Genomic DNA, 24,255 nt, shown 5'->3' on the forward strand with positions numbered 1-24,255 from the left:
TGAATTGATGAGTGACTTCTCGTTTTTAATCATAGAAGACAACTTCGTAAACGAAGGGTGGTAGCCTTGCCGCCCTCTTGTTCAACCTAAGGTAACGTTATGATTCCACTCAATACTTCGATTGTATCCGGTGTCGCAATTTCTAAGATCGACGGACAAACGAAAATGCTATTAATGAAGCGTGTGAAAGGCGAGTTTTGGTGCCATGTTGCAGGCTCGATTGAAGCGGGTGAAACAGGCTGGCAGGCTATTGTTCGTGAGTTTGAAGAAGAGACACAGATTCAAGTAAAAGACTTGTATAACGCTCAGTTTCTAGAGCAGTTTTACGAGGCGCACGTGAATGTAATTCAGCTAATCCCAGTGTTTGCCGTTGTGTGTCCTCCCAACCAAGCGATTGAATTGAATGACGAACACACCGAGTACCGTTGGTGCAATTTAGAAGAGGCGAAAGCGTTAGCGCCGTTCCCTAACCAACATGCGGTTTACGATCATATTTGGTCATACTTTGTCGATAAGCCAGTCAATCCGCTTTACCGAGTCAAATTGAACTAGCAGTGGCTGTTTAAGAGCTAGGACTTACCAAGGTACGGGGTTAAAAAGGCGCTCACTTGTGCTTGGCATAGCCCTATATCCACTTTCACGCCGTGCGATTCGAGTATCGCTACACCACGACCATTATTGCGCGGATCTGGGTCTAGCATGGCAATGACGACGTGTTTTACACCTGCTTTAACCAATGTATTGGCACAAGCGGGTGTTCTGCCAACAAAAGAGCAGGGCTCCAATGTCACGTAAGCCGTAACACCTTCCATTTCGCGGTTATAGCTATTTAGCGCCTCGACCTCTGCGTGATTTCCACCGACCTTTTGTGTGTACCCAACCGACACGACCTCTCCGTTTTTGACCAAAACACAGCCCACAGGCGGGTTTGGTTGGCAATCAGGTAGGGCTTGGCGCGAAGCTTCGAGCGCTTTCAGCATGTATTGTTGGTTCATGATCGTTACTCTGTATGACGAGAAGGCGCAGCAGTTAGTCGCCAGGCGCGGTTGATGAGATTAGTGACTAACTTACTAAGCTAATAAGCGGGGCATGTTCGATCTGATTGGCTTTTTAGTCAATGGTTTTCATTTTGAACCCGGCCGATCGTTGGCTGTTTCCAATCGTTAACTTGGACCAATGGGTTAGCCAGTTCTTGGATTGGACTCGTTGATCAAACACGTCGCGGCTGCGATTGGGGTTCGGTGTGATTTTTAAATCAAACAAGCTCTCTAAACCAAAAGCAGAAATACACTCGATTTCCCCTGTTGGGCTTTGATTTACGGCGACTGCCGTCTCTTTCTCTGGCCAGTAACTCATCGCATCTAATGCGCTTTGATAAGGTTTGTCGCCATTTCGGGTGTGCATATTGGCTTGATTGCGAACTTGCCAATTCAATTCAGGTAACCACTGTTGAAGCTGAGCTTCATATTGAATAGCTGACTCGTAAGCGATATCACTACGATCAAAGTAGATCACATCAATGTCATTGAGTGGTGTAGGGGAGTCAAAGCCATGCAAGTTATCCCAAACAAGGTTTCGCACAAAGCCTGCGGCGACATAGCATTGTGGTAAACCCAGTTGGGAGACACAACCTAAAATCTGCATTCTCAAGGGATCTTGCTTGATCAACCTGATGATGCGGTTGGTTAATAGCTCGGACATTTATGAAGTAGTAACGTCGGTTATTTGATAATGACGCGTTACGTTCTTTGAGATGCTACCCCATTCAGAAGCTTTGACTCGTTGTTGGTGGGCTTCGAATGCTTTTCTACTAGTGAACTCTTCATAAACTTCAAATCGATTAGGCTGAAGTGAACTTTGACTGACTCGAAATACGATACAGCCAGGTTCTGAGAGGGTAAGCTCCTTATGAACAACCAGCGCTTGTGTGACTGCTTCTAGGTCGTTGTCTGGCACAAGAATATGCCCTTGTAGAATGACTTTACTCATAATCACGTCCATTTAATCTTATCCATTACTGTCTTTGTCTATTAAAAGCTCTTCCGTTACAAACATAATCCCATTTTGAGTTTGTGTCGTATAGGCCTATGTGAATAAAAATAGCCAATTAAAAAGGAATGCTAGTTACGGTGTAACATTGGCACGGAGAAGGTATAGAAAAGACAGTTAGTGGTAGGGGCAGGAAAGGCAAGTTATTGGGAACTAAATCCGTGTTAGTCCGGTCTATTAAATACGTATCACTGAACTGTATTGATACTGAAATGAATTTGTCATCTGAGATAACTAATCTAAATTTCGAACAACGGCTTAAGAGATTGAATTGAGCCATAGTTGATAACTAGGTCATACTTTGATGTAAATGGTACTCAAAACTCTATATATTTTGTGATTTGTATCATTGATCTGGCCGTCAAACACCGTTAGATTCGAATAGTTGGCAATAAAAATAGCTCATGAAGAGCAGTTAAAGAAAAGGAAATATCCCTTATGAAAAAAATGAGAAGAGCACAGCTTCATCGCGTTCGCATCCAATACTGGAAAGACACAGCGAAAGAAGCTTCAAAGAAATAAGCTTGATATCGATAACTGAAAAGCGAAAGAGCTTGAAGTTAAAATGATGAATTAAAAGCTTAGCAACAGAACAGGTTACAAGATCTGTAAACGCAACAAACCGATTTCAATAGCACTCTCAAGGACCTTCATCTGGTCGGCGACTAAAGAAATCATCCCCCAAAGAGCTGGCAGGCATTAACAACAATGCAATTCAATGTCAGCTCATTAATACCTCCTAGTTTATCTTTGCCTCACTCAGTACTCAGCATCCAAAACCAAAATCAAAACTGATCACCAATCCGTATTTTTGCCTCTATCACTAAAACCGTTGTTAGGATTCAAAGCACCTAAAAATAAACAGCAGCCAATAAAAAAGCTCCCGATTTCTCAGAAGCTTTGATTTAGATTTTGATATCTGATGAGGTTAGCCGCTCAGGGCTCAGGGCTCAGGGCTCAGGGCTCAGGGCTCAGAATCAGAACAAGTGACTCTAGCGTTGGAACAGCGTCTTCAAGCTCACATCATCAGTTCGGTTCAGCTTAAGGCTCAGTAGATAGCCACCAATACCGAGCAGTACGTAAATACTTAGCGACAGAATAGAGACTTCTGAAAGCGCACTGAATGGATTGCTTGTCGTGAGCACTTTCATTGGCAGCGATGCGATGACAGAAAAGAAGTCATTGATGCCATAGAACCCGAATAGCGCGATAGCGAGCCACTTAATCGCAAAGCTTGAGATGAAAATTACAAGCAGCGGAGAGTTAACCAGTTGCGAAATCGCCAGAGTAACCGTTGCTAATGGCAATAGAACTAGGGCAACCAGCAGCATTCGACCAAAGAAAACCACCCAATTGGTTAGCACATAGAATAGCGATTGTTGTTCTACTATCAGTGCTAATTGTTGTTCGCTTGAAATGTTCAGAATCCAAAACAGAGAATCAGCGAATAGAACCAACAGTGCGCAGATAGCGGGGATAACCACTAAACCGAAACCTAGCTTCACACCGTGAGTCATGGCATTCGATACTGGCATACTTCTCCAAAACATTGAGCTGCCTTCTTGGCGCTCTTTACGCAGCGTTTTAGGGATATAAAGCGTCGAAAGCAGCAGTGAAATCAAGCCTGCGCCAAAGTAGATCACTGAGTTTAGATCTTGTGCGAACTCTCTGTGGATGTCACTCACGTCGCCGTTGACTTCCATTTGGAAGAAAAAATCGTGTTGCGCCTGACCGCTAAAGAACAAGCTAACGAAGAGCAAGAAACCACACAACCCGACAAACAGAGGCAATCGAGTATTAATTTTGTGCTCGATAAGCTCTTTTTCTAGCATGTAAAAACTTGGATGCATTATGCCTTCTCCGTCTGTGTTGCAAGGAATAGGTCTGCGAGACCCACGTTGTAGATGTTACCCAATGATTCAACTTGTTCTTTGTATTGGCCTTCCAGTAACCATTTAGTGGTTCCTAGCCCAGGTTGTGAGGTCAGTGGGTTGAGCTTCTGAATCTCGCTCGAGTGGTTGTTTGCAACATCGATAATGAAATAGTCGTTCTCGATGTCTTCCATGCTCTTTTGCAACACACAGTGGCCTTGCTTCAGAATCAACACGTCCGTTAATAGATGTTCAATCTCTGAAACCTCATGGCTAGCGATGATCATCGCGCGTTCGCCGTCATGGAACCACTCTAGAAGATGGCGATAAAAAGTATCGCGGTAGAGTAGATCTAGGCCTAGCGTTGGCTCATCTAAGATCAATACCTGAGTGTCGGTAGCAATGATGATCGCAAGATGAAGTTGTACTTTCATCCCTTTAGAAAGCTGCTTGATCGTTGAAGAGAGCTTGATGTTGGTGCTGCTTAACGTTTGTTCCGCTTTTTGTTTATTGAAGCTTGGGTGTACACCTTGGGTGTAGCGAAGCAGTTGTTTAACCGTCATCCACTCAGGCAACACGTTTACATCTGAAATGTACGATAAGTGCTGCATGAGTTCTGCGTGCTGGTGGATAGGGTGGTAACCATTCACCTCAATCTCACCTTGATAGTTGTGTCCACCAAGCAGTGATTTGATCAGTGTCGATTTACCCGCGCCATTGTGGCCAAGCAGCCCAAGCACTTGGCCCGGCTTTAACTCAAAGCTGATGTTCTCAACACCCACTTGGTTTGAATAGGTTTTGGTTACGTTTTTCACTGAAAGTAAAGTACTCATGACTTGTCCTTTATATGTTGTTCTAGCTGTTTCACGAGTTCTTCGACACTCATATCAATGATGCCTAGCGTCTCAGCGATGGCTGGGATCTGTGTGTTAATGAAAGTTTGGTGTGCCGATTCTTTCAACTTTTGAAGTGCACCTTCCGCCACATACATGCCTTGGCCGCGTTTTTTCTCGACTAGGCCTTCATCAACCAGTAACTGATAGCTTTTCATGACCGTCAGGTGGTTGATCTTGAGATCGGCGGCAACCGCACGCACAGAGGGCAATGCTTGTTGCTCTAACCAAACACCTTGAAGAATTTGGTCACTGATCTTCGCAGCAAGCTGCCTGAAGATCGGTTGGTCGTCTTTCCATTCGGTCATAATTAAAACTGTATGGTGATATACATGTGTATAACACTAACCTTTTTATTCGAATTGGCAAGGGTTTTATAGAAATAGATAGGATATTTTTATAGTTGGATGTTCAGTAAAAACAATGTCATTATATAGTACTCCGTATTGTGGTGTTGAATTCGTATGTTGCACATTAATGACAAAAAACTGGTTTGGTTTACCAAGTATTTGCCAATAACCATCATCATCTTTTCTGCGATCATATTGAATGTGGCGATGTTCACGAGCGTAGACCACAAGGTTAAGGCATTGGTTAATCTCATCAGAACGGATTACATTGCAGCGCAAAAAGAATCGATTGAGACACAAGTGTTGCAGGTGTCTCAGCAAATCACTCATACTCAGCGCCTTATCGAATCTGAGACAAAAAAGACAATCACCCGTCGCTTAGATAGAGCCTATACCGCTGCTCGAAATATTTACTCCTCCAATCAACACCTGCCGCAAGAAGAACTCAAGTTACTCATTCTTAATGAGATTAGAAAGCTGAGCTATGCCAAGGAGAAGGGGTATATCTATGCTTATGACATGCAAGGTAATGTGTTAGTCCATCCGCTTTTTCCTGATCTTGAAAACACAAACCAGTTGGAAGAGACCGACATTCGAGGCGTGCCTGTCATTAAAGAGCAAATCGACCTTCTGAAAGCGAGCAATGGAGCTTACTCTCGCTATTTTGCGCCTCGTCCGGGGTTTGATGGGCAGGATTTCGAAAAGCCTCATCTCGGTAGCGACCACTTTGAAAAACTCAGCTATATCCGCCGGTTTGAGCCGTTTGATTGGTATTTCGGTACAGGTGTTTCGATTGAAGATGTTAAGCGCACGAGTTACCTACGAATCCTTGAGATCTTGTCGACGGTGACGATTGGTGATAATGGATATTTATTTGTTTTTGAGAAGAACGGCAACAGCTTGCTTCATGCGAACCAGATTTATGCAGGGCAAGAACTTAATGTGTATGACCTGATTGGAGATGACTTCAAACAAGATGTTCTGGCTCAAGCTGAGACGGGCGGGTTTGTCGACTACATGGCGGAAGATAAACAGGGCGCGATGGGCCCAAAGAGCAGCTACGTACAAAATGTCGGTGATTGGGACTGGATTGTTGGCACGGGGATTTACCTGAATAACGTCAATGCCTCGATAGAGAAGCGAAAGGATCAGTTATTAGCCGAGTCTCGCAATGAATTCGGGCTCGTCTTAGTCATGAGTGTGCTGGTTACCCTAGTATGCATTTTTATCAGCGCTTTGGTTGGTCGAAGGATATCGATGCGCTTTGCTCAAATGGAACAGAGAATTTCCGATGACTTCAATCGAATCCAAAATAGCCGTCGCCGTCTTCAACATATGGCAAGACACGACTCTTTAACCGCTCTCCCAAATCGCTCAGAACTCGAACTGCAAGTCAGCCGAGCTATCGCGCATTCAAAGCTCGAAGGCAAGTTGGTGGCATTAGTGTTTGTGGATTTAGATAACTTCAAACGCATCAATGACCAATATGGTCACGCGAGCGGAGATGAACTGCTGAAACAGATAGGTCAGCGCTTCGAGCGTATCTTGGAGCCTAACGATATCGTGTCACGCTTCGGAGGTGATGAATTTGTCTTCTGTCTGCCGGGTATTCACGACCTTGTGGAAGCGGAAAAGAAAGTTCAACAAATCCAAGATGTCTTTGAACCTTTGTTTGATCTGCATGGTTCTCCTGTTTCTACGCAATGCTCAGCGGGTGTGTCTATGTATCCTTATGATGGAACAGAGGTGGAAGAGCTGCTGACTAAGGCCGATATTGTGCTGTACAAGGCGAAGGAGCAGAATAAAGGCGATGCGGTTTTCTATGACGATGTGATCAATCAGAAAGTGAAGTATGACTTTTCGATTGAAGAACAGTTAGAAACAGCTTTAGATAAGGGCGAGTTCAGTGTGCTTTATCAACCTCAAGTGGACTCGCATACCGAGCAGCTAAAAGGTGTTGAGGCACTGTGTCGTTGGCACAATAGTGTACTAGGTTTTGTGTCTCCGCTGGATTTCATTCCGGCAGCAGAACGAGTCGGTAAGATTCACGAGATTGGTGAGTTTGTGTTAAAAAAAGCATGTGAAGACACTTTGAGCTTAATGCCAAACGGACCTGAAGCGGTATGTGTTTCCGTGAACGTGTCACCTAAACAAGTCTTTGAACTTGGCTTCGATGACAAGGTGATTGGTCTCGTAGAGGCAGTGGGCATCGACCCTTGCCGAGTGACTCTAGAACTGACAGAAAACATCCTCATCAAAGACCTACATATTGTTGAGCCAATACTGAGAAAGCTTCGTGAGTATGGGTTTGGCATCTCGCTCGATGATTTTGGTACGGGCTTTTCATCACTGAATTACCTCAATACGTTGCCGATCACCGAGATCAAGATCGATCGCTCTTTCATTGGCAAACTCAACTCCAGTCAACACAGCGAAACCTTAGTTAAAGCGATTATTGATATTGGCGCATCATGCCAAATGAAAGTCGTCGCTGAAGGGGTTGAAACCCCAGAGCAGATGGCGAAGTTGCAGCAATACCATTGTGATTTATTACAAGGGTACTACTTTGATAAGCCGCTCTCCGCTCAAGGGTTAGTTGATTCTTATTTTTCTGTGCACTCTAAAAATCTTGCGTGTAACAACTCTTAATCCGATTGATGTCTAGAGTTCACAGGTGCTTTGATATTAAGTAATTAACTAAGTATTTAAGCAATTAAAGTGATCAGCTCGTCGTACTTTGAGGTCGGCTGTACAAGTAACCTTGATGCAGGTTGTAGCCTAGCTGGCACAAGATATATTGTTGCCTGCGAGTTTCTACACCCTCGTAAATCATTGTAATATTGGACAAGCGACCAATTTCAGAGATGTTGAGCAGCACGGCTTGGTGATGCTCCCCTGACTCGATGTCTTTGACAAAACAACGATCCAATTTGAGATACGTCGGGGAAATGATACTGATGATCTCGATGTTATTGTTTCCTGTTCCAAAGTCATCCAGCGCGATAGTAATCCCCAGCTTTTTAATGTCTCTGATGTTATCGATCACTTCACATCCATAACCGATATTTGAGTATTCGGTTATCTCTACTACAAACTCATTGGCTTCCATTGCGGCTAAGTGATGCCTAATTTTCTCGAAATTCGTTCCCACCAATGCGCTTGGGCAAACATTCACGCCATAGATCTCGTGGCTGTTATTGGCCTTAGCATTCTTGACGGTTTCAATCAGTAAAATAGTATGGAAAGTCAGTAGGTTGATGCGTCTCATGGTGTTGATAAAGTCCAACACACCGACATTTCGAACTCTAGATAACAGCTCGTAATAAAGGACGCTATTATCTTCTGTATTGATGATGGGCTCTTCTTCAAAAGATATGTTTTTCCAGCGAAGTATATAGACCACAAAACCTAAAATATAAGAGTGATAGAGCAGAGTGGCTAATAGCATTGCCAACGTAACCCACAACGCGACAATGTCGTTGCTGTAGAAGGTGATGGATGCAGCGCTTGGGAGTGGGGCTTGATAGATAGATGTACTATTTTCCCCAAGGTTTAGAATGTAATAACCGTTCTTTTGGATAGAGACAGAGTCAACTAACAAAGGCAGTAACGAATTTCGGTACCGAGCTTCAATTGAACCTTTGGAGATCCGCACAGTAAGGTCAATGTCATGATCAGGGTCGGTGAATCGTGAGTAAGCAAAATCAGCACTATCGTAAAAGCCATCAATCTGATCGAGTTCTACCATCTTCGACCGGGTTTTGGATACATAACATGAACCTAAAGGCGTCGTCATCACTACAGAATCCAGATTGAGTGAGTGCCTTAACGCATGCACTGTGCCTTCGTTGTTGCAGCCGTAACTCATGACTTCTTCAGCAATTTCTTTGGTGTTTTGGCTGTATTCATCGGCGATTTTCGTCGTATAAAGGATTTGGAAAAAGTAGACAACGAATAAGATAATTGACGAAACAGTGAACACAAGTATCAAGGCTCTTATCAACTCTTTTTGGTAAGCTTTGAACATCAGCTTTAACACGTCTTTGTGGCTAGGTTTGAATTGGTTGATGTTGTACTTCGGTGCAATTCGATTGATAGAGCTTTTATCAAGGTCGATGAAGTAACCGACTTTATAGAGATTCGATATCAGTTCATTTTTATTATTTACGTTGGCCTTTTTACATAGGTTACGATATTTCTTTCTTATCGACGCGATAATGTTTTTTAATGCATACAAACTGAACTCCTCATCAAAATGTAATTTAAATGACTCCTCAACATCTCTAGCCGATTGAGGGTTTGATATTGATGAATGTTCTAATAAAAATTTTAGAACAAAACTCTCTTTACTATTAAGGGTTTCTTCTGATATTTTATTACTGTCCCTTTTGATATATATCTTTTCTTCATTATAAATTAGTTGCAAGCTCTCATTATTGTTATTTATGTTGAAAGAACAGTGCATGGCTCAACTCCTAAGCGATAGTTATTATATTTGTGTGATTGATATGTGATGGCTGGGATTGTCATTCAACCCAAGAGTCCGTTCTAAATAACATAACTAAAATGTCACCAATTCCTCTTAAGATGTTGATACTAATCGCAGAATTCGGGCTGTAATGAAAGGTTATAGAGATGTTCACCCAAAACTTGAATTTATAAATGAAAGCCGATGTTTTACAAGAGACAAGGAGGATTTATCCATTTGTTTTGGTATTTATCCATTTGTAAGCCTCTATATCAGCAGTTTTAACCATAACTTTAGTGACTGCTAATGTAGTTGCGCATGGTATTTGTGGTGGTTATTGATGGGTCTGATTTATCAGATTTTTTCAGGATAAAACTTAATTACAAAGAAATAGGTAATATTAATATCATTTAATTAAGGGGTTATATTTCTTTATTTAACGCAATCCTTAATTGATGGTAATATCAATAGTGGTTTTGTCGGGGTTTATGAATAGGGTTTATCAATTAATGTAATGATATTAAAATCTTGTTTGTTTATTTTAACTAAGAAGGGTGAAACGCAAAGCGTTAGGTCGGTTAAACTGTGATGTTGATTCCATGATTAAGCTGTTTTTGGTTAGTGTTTGTGCTCTATTTTGTTGAAGGATATTTCAATTTGATATGAGTGGAGTTCGCATAATGCCCATGTCACTGGTGAAATCTTACTATATTAACAATTTGATTCAATAAACATTCTTTTTGAATGAGTTATAACCAGAAAGCAAAAGTGGCTTTTGATTAATTTACATGCACAATCAAACATAGTTCTAAGTGAATCGATCTCGCTTTATGTACAGGGTTAAAAAAAGCCCCTAATTAGGTTGACTAATAGGAGCTCTCGATACTTTCTCTTTCTACAGCTTTCTTTTGGTAAGAAATAGAAAGCTAAGGTTTTAGCAATTGAAAGCTAAAGCTAAAAATTGAAGCTTGCGGTAACACGCACTACATCTTCTTCAAATGGTTTTGTGCCATTTGAACCATCCGGCACCATAGCTGAATCATTGATCTTACCGTAATCCACCGTTAGGCCTATCATGCGCCAGTTTACCGTTGTGCCTATTGAGCCATAGACGTTATCGATATTGAGGTCGTTATATGAAGCATTGTCAAACTCCACATCCGCATTCAGGTAGTTGATACCGATCTTAGGGATGATATCGAACTCGGCGATTTCAAACTTATAACCGATGTTGGAGTATAGGCCCCATGCGTCTTGTGAGTTTGGCTCATTTAAATCTACCGCTTCCGTACCTAACGAGAAACCGCCACCGACAACGATGTTGTTCGATAACTCTTTACTGTAGCCGAAGCTTGCCAGTTCTTGATTTCCGATGAAAGTCACACCAGCTTCGATAGAGTTGTCACGGCTATTTGCAAATACAGACAGTGACATACATACCGTTGAAATGACGATAGCTGGTAAAACGAAGGTGTTCTTGTTCATGATTCTCTTTCTCATTTTGTAAGGATGGAAAAAGTGTACGAAATAACGAGGCTCAAATATGAGTCACGACACAATCAAGAATGAGCTAAACAAGAACTGACATAAAGTGAATAAAACTAACTCGAACCTGAAGACGAAAGTACGGTTTTATGTGTAGGTGGCAAGCGGTGAATGTCGATTAACATGCGCCATCAAGGACGACGATTTGTGGTTCTTTTTCTGGCTGATACAGCACCTGACAAAAATCACCTTCAGGTAAATAGGTGTAGTTATCAGTGTCAAAAGAGATAGCGGCGACTCGCTCTGCATTGCTGTCAGGTATGACTTCCTTGTTGATGACGTGAAGTTCAGTTTCATCAATGTTAAGTAAGCGCCTTAAGGAATCGACATAAGCGATTGGGTAACCATGACAAACGTAATAGGTTTCAACCTCGGTTTTCTCAACGTAGTTACATTGCCCTTCGACACCACCGATTGCAGATTTAGCGTAGATCATATCGATGCCTGTGCGTAGGTTGCCGGCCACGTCGTGTATTTTACTCGCTCGAGCACTTCCTTGGATGTCTAAAAACTTGACCATGGCCGCGGCAGAAACCACCGCTAAGATTAATAAAGCGACGATAAGTTCTAAGAGAGTGAAGCCGTTTTGTCTGCTCATATTTACCAATTATTGAATCTGAGTACGGTACTTTTGGAGAGTAATCGAAATACCAAAGTCATTACAATGAGTAGGTATAAGCGCATACCTCTATATGAACTGTTATTTATATTTAAGTTGTTAATAAACAATGGGTTAAGATTGGCTTTCTCTTGATTGGTGCAATGTAAGCCTACGTAAGCGTTAACAAAGAAAACGCCACCTTGCTTACTAAATAATCGACATCCTAACTTATTGATAAATAAATTTTTAGTTACCGATTTATCAAGCGGACAAAAATTGAATTTCGACTTCATTAGAGGGAATCGGCTTACTGAAAAAAAATCCTTGAAGATACTGGTATCCACAGTCGATTAAGAAGTCTTTTTGGGTTTCGGTTTCGACGCCTTCAGCCACTACCTTTAACCCCAATTTGTCACAGATAGCATGGGTCGCTTGGACAATCGCTTTACTTCCTTTGTGCGAACCGTGGACAAAGCTTTTATCGAGTTTAACCGTGCTAATTGGTAGGTCGTGCAACATGGATAGAGAGGAATAACCAGTGCCGAAATCGTCAAGATGAAGCTCAACACCCAGTTTGGATATATCGTTCAGCGCCTGCCTAACTTCACCGTGCTTGAAAATCATTGAAGATTCGGTGATTTCAAGGGCGATGCTTTGAGGGTGGATATTGTAGAAGTTAAGCATGGCCGACAGTTGTTCAGCAAAGGTCGCGTGCATTTGAATACTCGAGATATTAATGCTCATCATCAGTTCACTATCAAACTCTCGATGCCATATCGATAGCTGTTTAAGGGCTGAATTGAGCACCCACTTTCCTAGTGGGACGATTTGACCTGTTTCTTCCGCCAGAGTGATGAATTCATCCGGGCCAATGTTACCGAGCTCTTTGTCTGACCATCGAAGTAGCGCTTCGAACCCTTTCACCTTGCTCTGGTTGATGTTCATGATCGGCTGATAATGCAGATTAAGGTCGTCGTTTTCCAAGGCTTGAGTCAATCGATGGCGGATTTCTACTTTCCTATGAAGGATCTGCGCTAAATTTGGCGTGAAAGTCTGGAAGCGGTTTCGACCATTGGCTTTAGCAATGTGCATTGCCATACCCGCTTGCTTAAGTAATGACTCTTGGTCCACGGCGTTATCAGGAAAATGCGCCGTACCAATACTACATCCAACAGAAAGCGTGCCAATGCCACGGATATGGAAGCTTCTATTCAGTGCATCAATAATACGCGAACATAGCAGCGGGATGTTGTGGTTGCGGCAGGTGTGGGCAATCACAATGAATTCGTCGCCACCAAATCGGCCGATCATGCAGGTTTCATCAACGAGCTGTTTCAGGCGTTCACCCACTTGTTTGAGCAGTTGGTCACCGACACTGTGGCCATAAGTGTCATTCACCAGTTTGAAACCATCAAGGTCAACGAACATCAATTCAAAAGGTGAGCGATAGGCGATGCTGGTTTCTAGAAGGTTGGTGATGCCACGGCGATTGTAAAGCTCAGTTAGGCAGTCGTGTTCCGCGTTGTATCTGGCCTTTATCAGCTTCTCTTTCTGTTTGGTTGTGCAAGTCAGGTTTAACAACAGCTCACTTTTATCAAATAGCCATTTTCCCTGCACATCAAAGTGATGAGCTTTATCACCAATATGGCAGCTGACTTCTTCCAAAATCTCTTGGCCTTTGCGTGCTGAAAACAACCATTGGGCGGCTATTTCTTCACTTGAAACGAAATCGGATAGGGTGGTAAACGGCGAACCATAGTTTTGGGAAAATGCAGAGTTAGCACTCACTACCGCTCCCGATCTATCAAACAGAAGGGATAGGTTAGAGCCATCAGAACAAGCGAGGTCGTGCTTTAGGCTACCTTCTTCTGCGATGACTTGCACCAACATACCGGTTCGACCGTCTGGCAATGGGATCCCAGAGAACAAACACAGTGCCCGCTTAGCAATGTACTTGGGCGTGAAGTTCCACCATGTTTTGATGCTTTGGTTTCGCTGAAACTGTCTTTGGTACTCTTCAAGTGTAGCTTCTATCGCCTTTGACATTTCGACACTAAGGTCACGTGATGTCAGCTCAAACAGAGATTCAGATTCCCAGAGAGGGAGAGCGCTGCTGTTTGCCCAAGTTATTCTCTTGTTATCAATGTCATATATCCAAATAGGACACTGGAGATACTCGAAAGGTTGATAACTTGTCATCATATTAAACTCGGCAAACGGATATTTTGGGCGAACGATGCCAACCGAACTCACGCATTCAGTAGGCCGCTTATCAAATTGGATTCTGGTTTTTAACCGTCAGTAGAAGACGATTTTGAAATCAAAGCTGTGGTGGTTAGCAGCAGTGAAAGCGATTTATTCATCTTAAAGAGAACCCAGTGAAGACGTGATTAATGCTTATATGGATTCAATTTATTAGCTGGGTGAATGGTACGTGAAGAGCCGATCGCTTAACAGGCGTTGTCGTGTGCTTAACAATGGAAAACACTGGTGAACTAATAAGGTAATCGATTTCTTTTGATTGTAAGTTCATTTGAGCGGTTTTTTAGGCCACTAATCTATTCATTTTTAGTGCTATTAACTGATATGTACTGGGTATGTGGGTAGTTGATTTGATTGGAATTTGTAAACGCCTTAAATGTAAGTGCGCGTAAGAAAATAAAGCAAATGTAAGCATTGAATGAGCATGTAGAACCGCCAACGTGATTATCCTTGTTTACTAGAATCTTCATAAACTCAGGCGCACTGGTTGCTGAGCGACGTATTTTGTAAACGTGTATGTACAAAAGTGATTACAATGATTTGCGTACGGTAAAGTTAAGGCTCTAATAACAACATTGATGATATATGACCAGTATATATACTGCCCTCGCTTTTAATAAATACTGGTGATAGGAATGTCGAAAACCAAAGTGCTCATTGTCGAAGATGACCAAGAGATCGCTCGTTTAACGACGCTTTATCTTGAGGCGGAAGGTTACAATGTCAGCGTTGTTCATGATGGGAATTTAGCGCTTGAAGCGATTCGTAATACTGAACCTGATCTTGTTCTGTTAGATCTGATGCTACCCGGCTTGAGTGGTGCTCAAATTTGCCGCCAGGCTCGTGAGTTCTACAACGGAATCATCTTGGTGCTTACCGCTTCAGCAGATGAGATGAGCGAAGTTAGCTTATTTAAATTTGGTGCAGACGACTACGTCACAAAGCCTATTCGCGGCCACGCGCTGTTAGCTCGCATTGAGGCTTTGCTGCGCAGAGCGTCACCTGTGGTTGGTATAACGGATACTGGTACTGAAAAACAGTGTGATATTGTCATTAATAATACGGCGCAAAGTGCCACGTTATATGGGCAAAACCTCAAGCTGACCTCTGCTGAATTTGAAATCCTAAACCTTCTGGTCAATAACATCTGTCAGGTTGTGACTCGAGATCAGTGCTGTCAGTTGTTTAGAGGGATTGACTACGCGTTTAATGACCGCTCGATTGATATGCGAGTTTCAGGATTGCGTCGTAAGCTGCGTATGCACGCAAAAGACAAACAGTTGATCCGCACGGTTCGTAACAAGGGGTACATGCTGGTTGCGTAAGTTTATTGTTACTAAGTTACGTTCGGTTTCTATGTTCGCCCGTTTATACCTTGGTATTGTGACTGGGATGTCGGCGACGATCTTCTTGTTCTTGAACCTTGGTGAAGGGCACATGCGAAGAACCGAGATAGAAACGTTTCTTAACGATGGTTCTTACTTTGTTGAACAATATATCCGTCAGCACAATCAAGTGAACTCGCTATATCAAGAACTCGATAAAACAGGCTACCAACAATTTTATATCTTCAATTTACGCCTGTTAGAAAACTGGTCGGGGGAGGCTCCTTGTCAAAAATGCGAGTTATACACCACCTTGAATGGGGTGCCGATTTACCTCAGCGAGAACAATCTCTATTCGGCTGTATTTCAATTACCCAACTCTAAATTTAGCTTCGCATTCAGCGAGGTAGGTGACTTTTTCTCTCCTGATATTGAATGGTATGAGGATTCTGAAAGGCATTTTCTATTAGGGCTATTGCTGGCGGTTATTGTGGCAATTGGAGCAAGTGTTTACTTACCTGTGAGACGTTTTCAAGAACGAATCGAGTTACTGGTTGAGAAGCAGAAGCAGTTTGGTCGAGGTAAATTGAGTACCCGTTCGAGTATGGATGAGATACATCCAGTGTCTGATCTTGCGAGTAGCTTTAACGTCATGGCTGAAGAGATCGAAAGCAAAGTTAAGCAAAGTCATATCTTTGCCCAAGCGATCCCACATGAAGTTCGTACGCCGTTGAGTCGCATTCAGTTAGCGACGGATCTCTTAAGGAGAGGCGCACCAAGTCATCATCAAGCGTTGTTTGATGACATTGATGGTTATATTGAAGACATCAACGAGCTGACCTCGGAGATTATCATGCTGTCGAAGTTGAACGTGATGGATAACTCTTTCTTTGAGCTGGTGAAGGTGAGAGCGGATCTTGCGGAGTATTGCTTGGATAGGATTCGTTATTCGGAATTAGACAACATCAGCTTTGAATCTAAGATAACGCGAGATTTCGATATTAAGTGCGATTGTATGATGGCTCGTTTGGTGTTCGATAATATTCTCAAGAACGCGGGTAACTACACGCAAGATAAAATTTGGATGACTCTGGACGAAAACTCCGAGAGTTGGTTGGTGGTTATTGAAGACAATGGCTCTGGGATTCCAGAAGATAGACGGGATGAAGTCTTTCTGCCGTTTTCTCGCCTAGACTCAAGCAGAACGTCGGCCACGGGAGGCTCGGGGTTAGGGCTTGCGATTGCCATTTCGGCCGCTAAGAAGCTAGCTTGGGATATCAAGATAGATGACAGCAATCACGGTGGCGCTAAATTTAGTATCGTGATTCCTAAGGTCGCATAACTGGGTGCTTTAAGATCTACTTAAGTTCTAAGTTCTAAGTTCTAAGTTCTAAGTTCTAGGTTCGTAGAACAACAAAGCCACGGTCGAATGCCGTAGCTTTGTTGTTTTTAATCTACGTGTGTTTATCGTGAACTTGCTAACTAATCTCCTGAACTTTCACATAGCTACTGCTTATCGCTTTGAACGATGCAGGCCATAAATAGCGTGGTCGATGATGCGACCATTCAAGTTCTCGTTACAAGTGATGATGCCTTCCAATGTGAAATGTAAGCGCTCACAAACTTTACGGCTGTTCATGTTCTCAGTGGCGGCTGATATTTCAATCTTTTCCATATCTAACTCATTGAAAGCAATATCAATCAGTTTCTGAACCACACGAGTGACAATGCCTTTACCCTGTTGAGTCTGTGACACCCAATAGCCAATCGTTACCTTCTTGGTATTGTGGTCGATGGTATTGAAACTGCAGTTACCGACGATCTTCCCTTGATACACGATGGCGCATGTCATGCTCTTCCCTTCAGCATAATCGTGTAATGAACGCTGGATAAAAATCCTAAAGTCTTGCTCTGTTTTACAGTGCGGTGGCCATGCTAGCCACTGGCTAAGGTACTCATTTTGGCTTTGTGAATAATCAGCGTAATGGGTAGCGAAGCTTTCTTCGACCAATGCGATGGAGAGCTCTTCGTCTATAACAGTTTCGAACATACGTGTTTAAGTCCTCGGTTGGTTTGAAAATGTACGATTAACAGCAGGATATAATGTCGCATAATAAACAATATGCAACAACTTGTAGCACGAATATTACGTGATACGTTAGTTCTATCACGAAACTCGTTAAACCTTACAATAGTTGTGTATATAATCATTAGCTATGCATTAGTATTGGCAGCCTAAATATATAAAAACTATAAAAATGCTAGGCTTAAATAATGATTCAACATTGCCAGAATGTAACCGTAGACCTTAGAAAGGCTCTATTTGGTATTGCGAAGGCGCTTGATAACGTCGGTTTTGAAAGCAAAAATCATGGACAAAGGGTAGGTTACATCGCGTATCGATGTGCTCTGAGTGTCGGGTGGGAAGAAGAGCAGGCGCAACTAGCGTTCTCATTGGGGTTGATTCACGACTGTGGCGTATCGCAAATTGATGAGCAGCTCAGCCTGACTTCTGGGTTTGTTCCTGATGCGAGCTATCACCATTGTCAAAAGGGCTATCAAATCCTAAAAGAATGCCCAGTTCTCTCTATATTCGCTAAGCCGGTGCTTTACCATCATACCCCTTGGGTAGAACTTAAGGCGATGCCGATCAGTGAGTTAGAGAAGGAGTTGGCTGCGATTGTCATGCTCGCGGATCGGGTGGACTACCTTTACGGCATCACTTCTTCAGATCGGTATGGAAACCTGACTCCGGATGGCAAAGCGAGCATTATTGAACGTTTGACTGAACAAGCGGACGAGATGTTCGAAACCAACCTTGTGCAACATATGTGTGAGCTTGTCGATCTGGATGATTTTTGGTTCTCGATGGAGATTCCTTACATTGAGAACATGCGGGACAACTTCGAACCTGTGCCGTTCTTCTCTCAACAAATGTCGCTCGATGAGACCGTGGCTTTTGCGGAATTCATTGCCAACGTGGTTGATACCAAGAGTTCATTTACCTTTAAGCACTCTTTGAAGGTTGGGCAACTCTCTGAATATCTCGCTAAGCAGTTGGGGTACTCATACACAACTCAGCGCAAACTCTATTTAGCTGGGCTAGTTCATGACATCGGCAAGCTGCAAACACCTAATGACATTCTTCATAAGCCGGATTTGCTTACCGAAGAGGAGTATTGTTGTATTAAGCGTCATGCAACGGATACTCGATTTGCACTGCAAGAGTTGTTTAGTTCTCCTCAGGTTTGCCAGTGGGCATCCAACCATCATGAAAGGTTAGATGGCTCAGGCTACCCTATGGGCAAAACGGCGGAAGAGTTAGACCAACCGAGTCGGATCGTCGCAGTAGTTGATGTGTTCCAAGCACTATCTCAGTCACGTCCTTATCGTGGTGGTATGACGTTAAAACAGACGATGGCTATTTTGAGAGACCATGTTGAAAACTATAAGTTAGACCGAGAAGTGTTTGAATGTCTTGAAAAACACGCACAGTACTGCTTTGAATTATCGACCGATAAAAGAATGTTCGCGTTTTAGTACGAACGAGTCTTTTGGGGGAGAGGTGTCTTAACTTACTCCCGATGAGAAATGACTAAGCACCAGAAACAGAAAAGCGATAGCCTCGGCTATCGCTTTTTTAATGGGGGCTTTCAGGAGATAAACATCAGTAGGAACTAAAGGTTAATACCTAAAAATTGAAGCTAGTATAGCTTTAAGATCTCGATGATCTCTTGCTCTGTTTCCGCTGCGATAATGGCATCAATGTCATCATCATTTTGGAACAGTTCAGACAGCGCCATAATAGTATGGATATGGCTATCTGAATCCATGGCCGCCAGAGTAATTGAAAGATAAACGTCACCGTTGTCTTCCGACTCTAAATCAACACCTTTCTTGAATACCGTCACCTGCAGTGATGCTTCGTTAACGCCATCTTCAGGACGAGCATGAGGCATGGCTATCTTTGGTGCTAGAACATAGTACGCGCCGATGTCCTTGTGCTTTTGCTTGATAGCTTCAACATAGCTAGCTTCGATTTTGTTGCTCGCTAGCAGTGTTGAACATGTCACATCAATCGCCGCATCAACCGTTAGGTTCTCTTCAGAGTTGATGATAACGCCTTGGTTACCAACTAAATCAAACAGGCTCATGAAACAATCCACCCTAGAATCAGACCAACCACACCGAAGTCGAAGTCAGCAAACGTTGTTGCTTCAAGACCAAGGCCACCCAGTACTGGAAGTAACAGCATTGGTAGGAAAGAGATACACAGACCTTGCGTAAATGAACCTAGGATTGCACCGCGTAAACCGCCTGTTGCGTTACCGTAAACACCAGCCGCGCCACCAACGAAGAAGTGAGGAACAACGCCCGCTACAATGATTGTCCAACCAAGTGCGCCTTGTACAGCCATTGCGAGTAGACCAGCACCGAAAGAACATAGGAAGCCGATAAGTACTGCGTTTGGCGCTACTGGGAATACCATAGGGCAATCAAGAGCAGGTTTCGCACCCGGTACCAGTTTGTCCGAAATACCTTTGAATGCAGGTACGATTTCAGCAATCAGCATCTTCACACCTTGCAGTACGATGTAAACACCACCCGCAAAGATTAGAGATTGCATGAAGGTGAAGACAACCCAGTTTTGACCGCTTGATACTGTTTCTACAAACTCACCGCCAGCGATAATAGACGCAAGCATGAAGAAGATAGCCATTGTTGTCGCTACTGCAACCGGCGTATCACGCAAGAACATCAGGCTTTTTGGTACTTGGATGTCTTCTGTTGTTTTTGAAGTGTCACCGAACTTACTGCCAATGAAGCCAGACACGATGTAAGAAAGCGTAGAGAAGTGACCGATAGCCAGTTGGTCTGTACCCATTACTTTTTCAGTGTACTTCTGGCCCAATGCTGGCATCACAACCATCAGGGTGCCGACAAGAATGGCACCAATAGCCACTAAAACAGTTCCTTCGATGCCTGCTGAAGACAGAATTACTGCCACTAGCATCGACATAAACATGGTGTGGTGACCCGTTAAGAAAATATATTTTAAAGGCGTTAAACGAGCCAATAAAATATTCACAACGAATGCAAAGAACATGATTAGAGCCATTTCATAACCGAATGCTTCTTGTGATAATGCCACAATAGCTTCGTTATTTGGAATAACACCATGTACACCGAATGCTTCTGTAAATACAACTGAGAAGTTATTTAGAGCGCCAACAAGAGCACCAGCACCAAAACCTAAAATTAGGAAACCCATTACGGTTTTAATTGTGCCTTTTAGAATGGTGGAAATATCTGCTTTCTGTGCAACAAGACCAATGAAAGCTATTAAACCTACCATGATCGCCGGCTCTTTTAATAAGCCGAGCATGAACTCGAAAAAGTTTTGCATAATTTTAACCTTACATGAAAGTTTTTAGTTGTTCTTCGATTGATGCTTTGTCAAAAATATTTTTAAGGCTGATGATGTTCTCTTTTCCGCCTTCTTTTAGTTGGTTTGCAACGTCTGTTGCTGCTACCCAAATATCAGCATTGCTTGAGGCTGCAGATGATAGATCTTCGTGATCAACTTCTGCTTCGAAACCGATTTTTTTAGCCACTTCTTTTACTGCCATTTCCATCATAAGTGAAGTACCAAGGCCGTTACCGCAAACTACAAGAATCTTTTTCATAATATTTGTCTCAATTGGATTTTAAGGGTTGAGAAACTTCGTTCTCTTATTGTGTGAGAGCATAGTAATGGAAATATTGAGATTTCAATAAGATCTGCATCACAAAGTCAAAATGAGATTGTGATGCAGATCTCGTTAATTTATGGGAAAGATCCAGAGTGAGACTTTGATCAAATTTAACTTTTCACTCGAATATGCAACGTATTTTATTGAGAAAGGCAGGGCTTATTTTATTTGTCTATCGGAATGTGAATATTGTGGAGTTTATAGCGGAATTAATGCACTAATCGTATCGACCATAGTCAGTAAGCATTTTCTTAAGCATATTATTAACGTCTTTGGTCTTTTTATTTCTTTTGGTTAATTGACTCAGAGAGGTTGGTTTTGGCGTCTCGGTTTTTTCACTGACGATTTCTTCTACCTTGTCTTTCATTCTTTGCACCGCGGGTAATAACATTCTAATTTCTTCGTTATTAGCATTAGTGAGAACGACAATGTTTTCAGATTCAACTTGAGTGATAGTAAGAATACCATGTTTAACGGATTCAACTTTTTCACCAATCATAATTGATTCAGGCGCAACAGAACGATCGGTAAGTTGACCTGTACGTAATTTCGCCGCACTGATAGCGCGGATATTTCCGGTGTTTTCAAACGCGACAATAACAGTATAGGTATTATAATATTCAACTACTGTCACATAGCCATGTCTATTTGTTTTGAATTTAGCTCCGTTCGTCATGTCGTGTGGAGCGTCCATTTTCTTCACGTGTTTCCTCTCTTAGTCTCGAAGGCCGTTATATCTAATCAGCTCTATTGGAATTTTATAGATAATTATTTTGTGAGATCAAACAAAGTATATACGTATCTAAACTCAAGATGAATATTGAAGTGTGCGGAAATGAGGTAGAGCACAGAAAAGCTTAAAGAATGACACAGAATTAACCGAGTGATTACTCGATTACTCTTAAAGATTTAACATTCCAAAATCAATCTCATACAGATTGTTTACAGCTTTTAAAGCACGTAAATGATGATAAACACTGCGTTTTGTTTAATCCTTGACCGCGCGATCGTTTGCGTCAAGAAATGTGATGAAAGTCTCACTTAACTGTTTATACTTCTTTTCCGGTTTTAAGCCGGTGCTTAGCCAATACAAGCCGTCACATGGATATGTGAATGACCCCACGGACCGGACCAGCTACGTTCCACTGCTTGTATAAGGTGAATTTTTACATGAACAACTCGTTGTCACACTCGCTAACCTTGTTAGCTCCTTCATCGCGTAGCGTTTTGCTTGCGGTTCTTTGTCCTATTCCTTTGATGTCATTTATTTGGCTCATGTTTACTCTTTAAGGATTACTAGGACACATTATGAATATTCTATTTGGTCTTGTCGGTGTTATTGCACTGATTGCTTGCGCATGTCTGCTATCTGAGAGTCGCTCTTCTATTAACTGGAAAACCGTGTCTCGTGCATTGTTACTTCAAATTGGTTTTGCAGCCTTAGTGTTGTATTTCCCATGGGGACAATTAGCACTAACGAGCATGAGCAATGGTGTTTCAAGCCTGCTTGGTTTTGCGGACGCTGGTATCGCTTTCCTTTTTGGTGACCTTGCTACTGATGGCTTCATTTTCGCGATTCGCGTTCTTCCTATTATCATCTTCTTTAGCGCTTTGATCTCGGCACTTTATTACTTAGGCATCATGCAAAAAGTGATTCAAGTTCTTGGTGGAGCGGTGCAAAAACTGCTGGGTACCAGTAAAGCCGAATCCTTGGTCGCTACGGGCAACATTTTCCTTTCTCAGGGTGAGTCTCCTCTTCTTATTCGTCCGTTTTTAAAATCTATGACTCGTTCTGAACTGTTTGCTGTCATGGCTGGTGGTATGGCGTCTGTTGCGGGTAGTGTGCTGGGTGGCTATGCAGGATTAGGTGTTGAGCTTAAATACCTTATCGCAGCAAGCTTCATGGCGGCTCCTGGTAGTTTATTGATGGCGAAGATCATTGTTCCTGAGCGCAGCACGCCAAGTGACTACGAGCACATTGAGCTAGATAAAGCTGACCAAAGCAACGTGATTGATGCATTGGCAAGCGGCGCGATGAACGGTATGAAGGTGGCAGTAGCCGTTGGTACTATGTTGATTGCATTCGTGAGTGTGATTGCAATGGTCAACACGGGCCTTGAAAGCTTAGGTGAAACGTTCGGTTTTGCGGGCATTACGCTACAAGCTATCTTCGGTTACCTGTTCTCACCATTAGCATGGCTGATTGGCATCCCGAGTGATGAAGTATTAATGGCGGGTTCTTACATTGGTCAGAAGATCGTAATGAACGAGTTCGTTGCTTTCATCGACTTCGTTGAGAACAAAGCGCTGCTATCTGAACACAGCCAAGTAATCGTGACTTTTGCTCTATGTGGCTTTGCTAACATTGGCTCTATTGCGATTCAATTAGGTTCGATTGGTGTTATGGCACCAGAGCGTCGTGCTGAAGTAGCAAACTTAGGCTTGAAAGCCGTTGCTGCGGGTACACTCGCCAACCTAATGAGTGCATGTTTAGCGGGTATATTCATCCTGCTTTAAGCTAGATTAAGTTAAAGCGGCTAGATTCAATAAAAGCGCTTAAATTTAGTAAAAGCGGGTATCTTGCTTACGGAGTTTACGTAAGAAGGGTGTCCGCTTTTTTGTGCCTGCTCGTTAAGGTAATTAGGACTTAACCACTTATCTCATTATTTCTATTGCGTTTCAGGCTCACTCGGAAGAGTAATAGAGCAAGCCTGTTTTATCCGATATACTTGAATATCATTAGGTTGCGATTAATAACGTTCGGCTTCGATTAAGAACAATCGGTTTTCACCAGAACAAAAGCAACCAAGTCCAATTAATCAAAGGTCTTCCCATGAACATGCGCGTTCTCATTGGTCTTATCACCGCCTTTATCGGCTTGTTTGCGATGGTTTATCTTATTGCTGGTGGTACTCAGTTTCCTATCTCTCAGTGGCCGCAAGAGGCTTATCTCGGTTTGGTGTTTAGCGTGGTGTGGGGCACTGGCGTAGCGGCATCGGTGGCGTACTTCTTCTCGGCATTGGTGTTTGTGACTATCGCAGTGGTTTGTTATGCGATTGGCTATAAAATCGGTGGGCTCTTCTCAAGCAAGTCAGAAGCGTAAATCAGAAGTTTAAACGTACGCTCTATGCATTTTCT

General features: G+C 42.7%; 22 protein-coding genes. 7 read left to right on the plus strand and 15 right to left on the minus strand.

The genetic code is table 11. The features are described from left to right. The first annotated feature begins 99 nt into the window (after positions 1–99). Positions 100–552, plus strand: coding sequence for an NUDIX hydrolase (locus tag BCT49_RS03210; protein ID WP_102434120.1), 453 nt, complete (start codon positions 100–102; stop codon positions 550–552). Between the two features lie 17 nt (positions 553–569). Here BCT49_RS03210 and BCT49_RS03215 read toward each other — a convergent pair whose 3' ends face one another. The 6 genes from BCT49_RS03215 to BCT49_RS03240 all read right to left on the minus strand — a co-directional run bounded on the left by BCT49_RS03215 (position 570) and on the right by BCT49_RS03240 (position 5,121). Next, on the minus strand, positions 570–995 hold the full coding sequence (locus tag BCT49_RS03215) for a bifunctional diaminohydroxyphosphoribosylaminopyrimidine deaminase/5-amino-6-(5-phosphoribosylamino)uracil reductase RibD (RefSeq protein WP_102434121.1): 426 nt from the start codon (positions 993–995) through the stop codon (positions 570–572). Positions 996–1,110: 115 nt separating this feature from the next. Continuing rightward, positions 1,111–1,701 carry a nucleotidyltransferase family protein gene (locus BCT49_RS03220; protein WP_102434122.1) on the minus strand — a complete coding sequence of 197 codons (591 nt, stop codon included), beginning with the start codon at positions 1,699–1,701 and terminating at the stop codon, positions 1,111–1,113. Continuing rightward, positions 1,702–1,989: a putative quinol monooxygenase gene (locus tag BCT49_RS03225; RefSeq protein ID WP_102434164.1), complete on the minus strand. Its 288-nt coding sequence runs from the start codon at positions 1,987–1,989 to the stop codon at positions 1,702–1,704. 1,052 nt (positions 1,990–3,041) lie between these two features. Beyond that, positions 3,042–3,899, minus strand: a complete 858-nt coding sequence (locus BCT49_RS03230; RefSeq protein ID WP_102434123.1) for a hypothetical protein — start codon at positions 3,897–3,899, stop codon at positions 3,042–3,044. Further along, the gene (locus BCT49_RS03235) at positions 3,899–4,753 is read right to left on the minus strand and encodes an ABC transporter ATP-binding protein (RefSeq protein ID WP_102434124.1); all 855 of its coding nucleotides are present in this window, start codon (positions 4,751–4,753) and stop codon (positions 3,899–3,901) included. The genes BCT49_RS03230 and BCT49_RS03235 overlap by 1 nt, the downstream gene beginning before the upstream one ends. Continuing rightward, the gene (locus BCT49_RS03240; protein WP_102434125.1) at positions 4,750–5,121 is read right to left on the minus strand and encodes a GntR family transcriptional regulator; all 372 of its coding nucleotides are present in this window, start codon (positions 5,119–5,121) and stop codon (positions 4,750–4,752) included. The genes BCT49_RS03235 and BCT49_RS03240 overlap by 4 nt, the downstream gene beginning before the upstream one ends. 156 nt (positions 5,122–5,277) lie before the next feature. Here BCT49_RS03240 and BCT49_RS03245 point away from each other — a divergent pair, with 156 nt between their 5' ends. Further along, positions 5,278–7,812 carry a bifunctional diguanylate cyclase/phosphodiesterase gene (locus BCT49_RS03245; protein WP_102434126.1) on the plus strand — a complete coding sequence of 845 codons (2,535 nt, stop codon included), beginning with the start codon at positions 5,278–5,280 and terminating at the stop codon, positions 7,810–7,812. Between the two features lie 73 nt (positions 7,813–7,885). On the opposite strand, the gene BCT49_RS03250 is transcribed toward BCT49_RS03245, so the two are convergent. The 4 genes from BCT49_RS03250 to BCT49_RS03265 form a co-directional block, all read right to left on the minus strand. Beyond that, entirely contained in the window at positions 7,886–9,628 is a 1,743-nt protein-coding gene (locus tag BCT49_RS03250; RefSeq protein ID WP_102434127.1) for an EAL domain-containing protein, read from the minus strand. Between the two features lie 957 nt (positions 9,629–10,585). Further along, on the minus strand, positions 10,586–11,116 hold the full coding sequence (locus BCT49_RS03255; protein WP_102434128.1) for a hypothetical protein: 531 nt from the start codon (positions 11,114–11,116) through the stop codon (positions 10,586–10,588). A 178-nt stretch (positions 11,117–11,294) separates the two neighbouring features. Next, complete coding sequence (locus BCT49_RS03260; protein ID WP_102434129.1) at positions 11,295–11,774, minus strand: type II secretion system protein; 480 nt, start codon at positions 11,772–11,774, stop codon at positions 11,295–11,297. Between the two features lie 264 nt (positions 11,775–12,038). Further along, positions 12,039–14,030 (minus strand): putative bifunctional diguanylate cyclase/phosphodiesterase, encoded by a 1,992-nt coding sequence (locus BCT49_RS03265; RefSeq protein WP_102434130.1) that lies wholly within the window; start codon positions 14,028–14,030, stop codon positions 12,039–12,041. Positions 14,031–14,674: 644 nt separating this feature from the next. On the opposite strand from BCT49_RS03265, the gene BCT49_RS03270 reads away from it, so the two are divergent. Together BCT49_RS03270 and BCT49_RS03275 are read left to right on the plus strand one after the other, a co-directional pair. Continuing rightward, entirely contained in the window at positions 14,675–15,364 is a 690-nt protein-coding gene (locus tag BCT49_RS03270) for a response regulator transcription factor (protein WP_102434131.1), read from the plus strand. Next, on the plus strand, positions 15,357–16,706 hold the full coding sequence (locus BCT49_RS03275) for a sensor histidine kinase (protein ID WP_102434132.1): 1,350 nt from the start codon (positions 15,357–15,359) through the stop codon (positions 16,704–16,706). The genes BCT49_RS03270 and BCT49_RS03275 overlap by 8 nt, the downstream gene beginning before the upstream one ends. Before the next feature lie 171 nt (positions 16,707–16,877). Here the strand turns inward: BCT49_RS03275 and BCT49_RS03280 are convergent, their stop codons facing one another. Then, positions 16,878–17,414, minus strand: a complete 537-nt coding sequence (locus BCT49_RS03280; RefSeq protein WP_102434133.1) for a GNAT family N-acetyltransferase — start codon at positions 17,412–17,414, stop codon at positions 16,878–16,880. 224 nt (positions 17,415–17,638) lie between these two features. On the opposite strand from BCT49_RS03280, the gene BCT49_RS03285 reads away from it, so the two are divergent. Further along, complete coding sequence (locus tag BCT49_RS03285) at positions 17,639–18,904, plus strand: HD-GYP domain-containing protein (RefSeq protein WP_102434134.1); 1,266 nt, start codon at positions 17,639–17,641, stop codon at positions 18,902–18,904. Positions 18,905–19,068: 164 nt separating this feature from the next. On the opposite strand, the gene BCT49_RS03290 is transcribed toward BCT49_RS03285, so the two are convergent. From BCT49_RS03290 to BCT49_RS03310, 4 genes are all read right to left on the minus strand, one after another. Beyond that, a complete protein-coding gene (locus BCT49_RS03290) occupies positions 19,069–19,518 on the minus strand; it encodes a PTS sugar transporter subunit IIA (RefSeq protein WP_198595811.1) in 450 nt (149 codons plus the stop codon). Next, positions 19,515–20,771, minus strand: a complete 1,257-nt coding sequence (locus BCT49_RS03295) for a PTS ascorbate transporter subunit IIC (protein ID WP_102434136.1) — start codon at positions 20,769–20,771, stop codon at positions 19,515–19,517. The genes BCT49_RS03290 and BCT49_RS03295 overlap by 4 nt, the downstream gene beginning before the upstream one ends. Before the next feature lie 10 nt (positions 20,772–20,781). Then, positions 20,782–21,051 (minus strand): PTS sugar transporter subunit IIB, encoded by a 270-nt coding sequence (locus BCT49_RS03300; protein ID WP_009845707.1) that lies wholly within the window; start codon positions 21,049–21,051, stop codon positions 20,782–20,784. A 283-nt stretch (positions 21,052–21,334) separates the two neighbouring features. Continuing rightward, the gene (locus tag BCT49_RS03310; RefSeq protein ID WP_102434138.1) at positions 21,335–21,811 is read right to left on the minus strand and encodes a hypothetical protein; all 477 of its coding nucleotides are present in this window, start codon (positions 21,809–21,811) and stop codon (positions 21,335–21,337) included. 614 nt (positions 21,812–22,425) lie between these two features. Between BCT49_RS03310 and BCT49_RS03315 the strand changes: the two genes are divergently transcribed. Together BCT49_RS03315 and BCT49_RS03320 are read left to right on the plus strand one after the other, a co-directional pair. Next, positions 22,426–23,634: a NupC/NupG family nucleoside CNT transporter gene (locus BCT49_RS03315; RefSeq protein ID WP_102434139.1), complete on the plus strand. Its 1,209-nt coding sequence runs from the start codon at positions 22,426–22,428 to the stop codon at positions 23,632–23,634. A gap of 316 nt (positions 23,635–23,950) precedes the next feature. Continuing rightward, positions 23,951–24,220: a hypothetical protein gene (locus BCT49_RS03320; RefSeq protein ID WP_055319859.1), complete on the plus strand. Its 270-nt coding sequence runs from the start codon at positions 23,951–23,953 to the stop codon at positions 24,218–24,220. Positions 24,221–24,255 lie beyond the last annotated feature (35 nt).

This window comes from Vibrio lentus, assembly GCF_002875945.1.
In the GTDB taxonomy this organism is placed as follows: domain Bacteria; phylum Pseudomonadota; class Gammaproteobacteria; order Enterobacterales; family Vibrionaceae; genus Vibrio; species Vibrio apostichopi.

What these genes read in the sequence shown, in the direction of transcription:
- BCT49_RS03210 (WP_102434120.1), top strand. Translation starts at nt 100, where the DNA reads ATGATTCCACTCAATACTTCGATTGTATCCGGTGTCGCAATTTCTAAG.
- BCT49_RS03215 (WP_102434121.1), bottom strand. Translation starts at nt 995, where the DNA reads ATGAACCAACAATACATGCTGAAAGCGCTCGAAGCTTCGCGCCAAGCC.
- BCT49_RS03220 (WP_102434122.1), bottom strand. Translation starts at nt 1,701, where the DNA reads ATGTCCGAGCTATTAACCAACCGCATCATCAGGTTGATCAAGCAAGAT.
- BCT49_RS03225 (WP_102434164.1), bottom strand. Translation starts at nt 1,989, where the DNA reads ATGAGTAAAGTCATTCTACAAGGGCATATTCTTGTGCCAGACAACGAC.
- BCT49_RS03230 (WP_102434123.1), bottom strand. Translation starts at nt 3,899, where the DNA reads ATGCATCCAAGTTTTTACATGCTAGAAAAAGAGCTTATCGAGCACAAA.
- BCT49_RS03235 (WP_102434124.1), bottom strand. Translation starts at nt 4,753, where the DNA reads ATGAGTACTTTACTTTCAGTGAAAAACGTAACCAAAACCTATTCAAAC.
- BCT49_RS03240 (WP_102434125.1), bottom strand. Translation starts at nt 5,121, where the DNA reads ATGACCGAATGGAAAGACGACCAACCGATCTTCAGGCAGCTTGCTGCG.
- BCT49_RS03245 (WP_102434126.1), top strand. Translation starts at nt 5,278, where the DNA reads ATGTTGCACATTAATGACAAAAAACTGGTTTGGTTTACCAAGTATTTG.
- BCT49_RS03250 (WP_102434127.1), bottom strand. Translation starts at nt 9,628, where the DNA reads ATGCACTGTTCTTTCAACATAAATAACAATAATGAGAGCTTGCAACTA.
- BCT49_RS03255 (WP_102434128.1), bottom strand. Translation starts at nt 11,116, where the DNA reads ATGAACAAGAACACCTTCGTTTTACCAGCTATCGTCATTTCAACGGTA.
- BCT49_RS03260 (WP_102434129.1), bottom strand. Translation starts at nt 11,774, where the DNA reads ATGAGCAGACAAAACGGCTTCACTCTCTTAGAACTTATCGTCGCTTTA.
- BCT49_RS03270 (WP_102434131.1), top strand. Translation starts at nt 14,675, where the DNA reads ATGTCGAAAACCAAAGTGCTCATTGTCGAAGATGACCAAGAGATCGCT.
- BCT49_RS03280 (WP_102434133.1), bottom strand. Translation starts at nt 17,414, where the DNA reads ATGTTCGAAACTGTTATAGACGAAGAGCTCTCCATCGCATTGGTCGAA.
- BCT49_RS03285 (WP_102434134.1), top strand. Translation starts at nt 17,639, where the DNA reads ATGATTCAACATTGCCAGAATGTAACCGTAGACCTTAGAAAGGCTCTA.
- BCT49_RS03290 (WP_198595811.1), bottom strand. Translation starts at nt 19,518, where the DNA reads ATGAGCCTGTTTGATTTAGTTGGTAACCAAGGCGTTATCATCAACTCT.
- BCT49_RS03295 (WP_102434136.1), bottom strand. Translation starts at nt 20,771, where the DNA reads ATGCAAAACTTTTTCGAGTTCATGCTCGGCTTATTAAAAGAGCCGGCG.
- BCT49_RS03300 (WP_009845707.1), bottom strand. Translation starts at nt 21,051, where the DNA reads ATGAAAAAGATTCTTGTAGTTTGCGGTAACGGCCTTGGTACTTCACTT.
- BCT49_RS03310 (WP_102434138.1), bottom strand. Translation starts at nt 21,811, where the DNA reads ATGGACGCTCCACACGACATGACGAACGGAGCTAAATTCAAAACAAAT.
- BCT49_RS03315 (WP_102434139.1), top strand. Translation starts at nt 22,426, where the DNA reads ATGAATATTCTATTTGGTCTTGTCGGTGTTATTGCACTGATTGCTTGC.
- BCT49_RS03320 (WP_055319859.1), top strand. Translation starts at nt 23,951, where the DNA reads ATGAACATGCGCGTTCTCATTGGTCTTATCACCGCCTTTATCGGCTTG.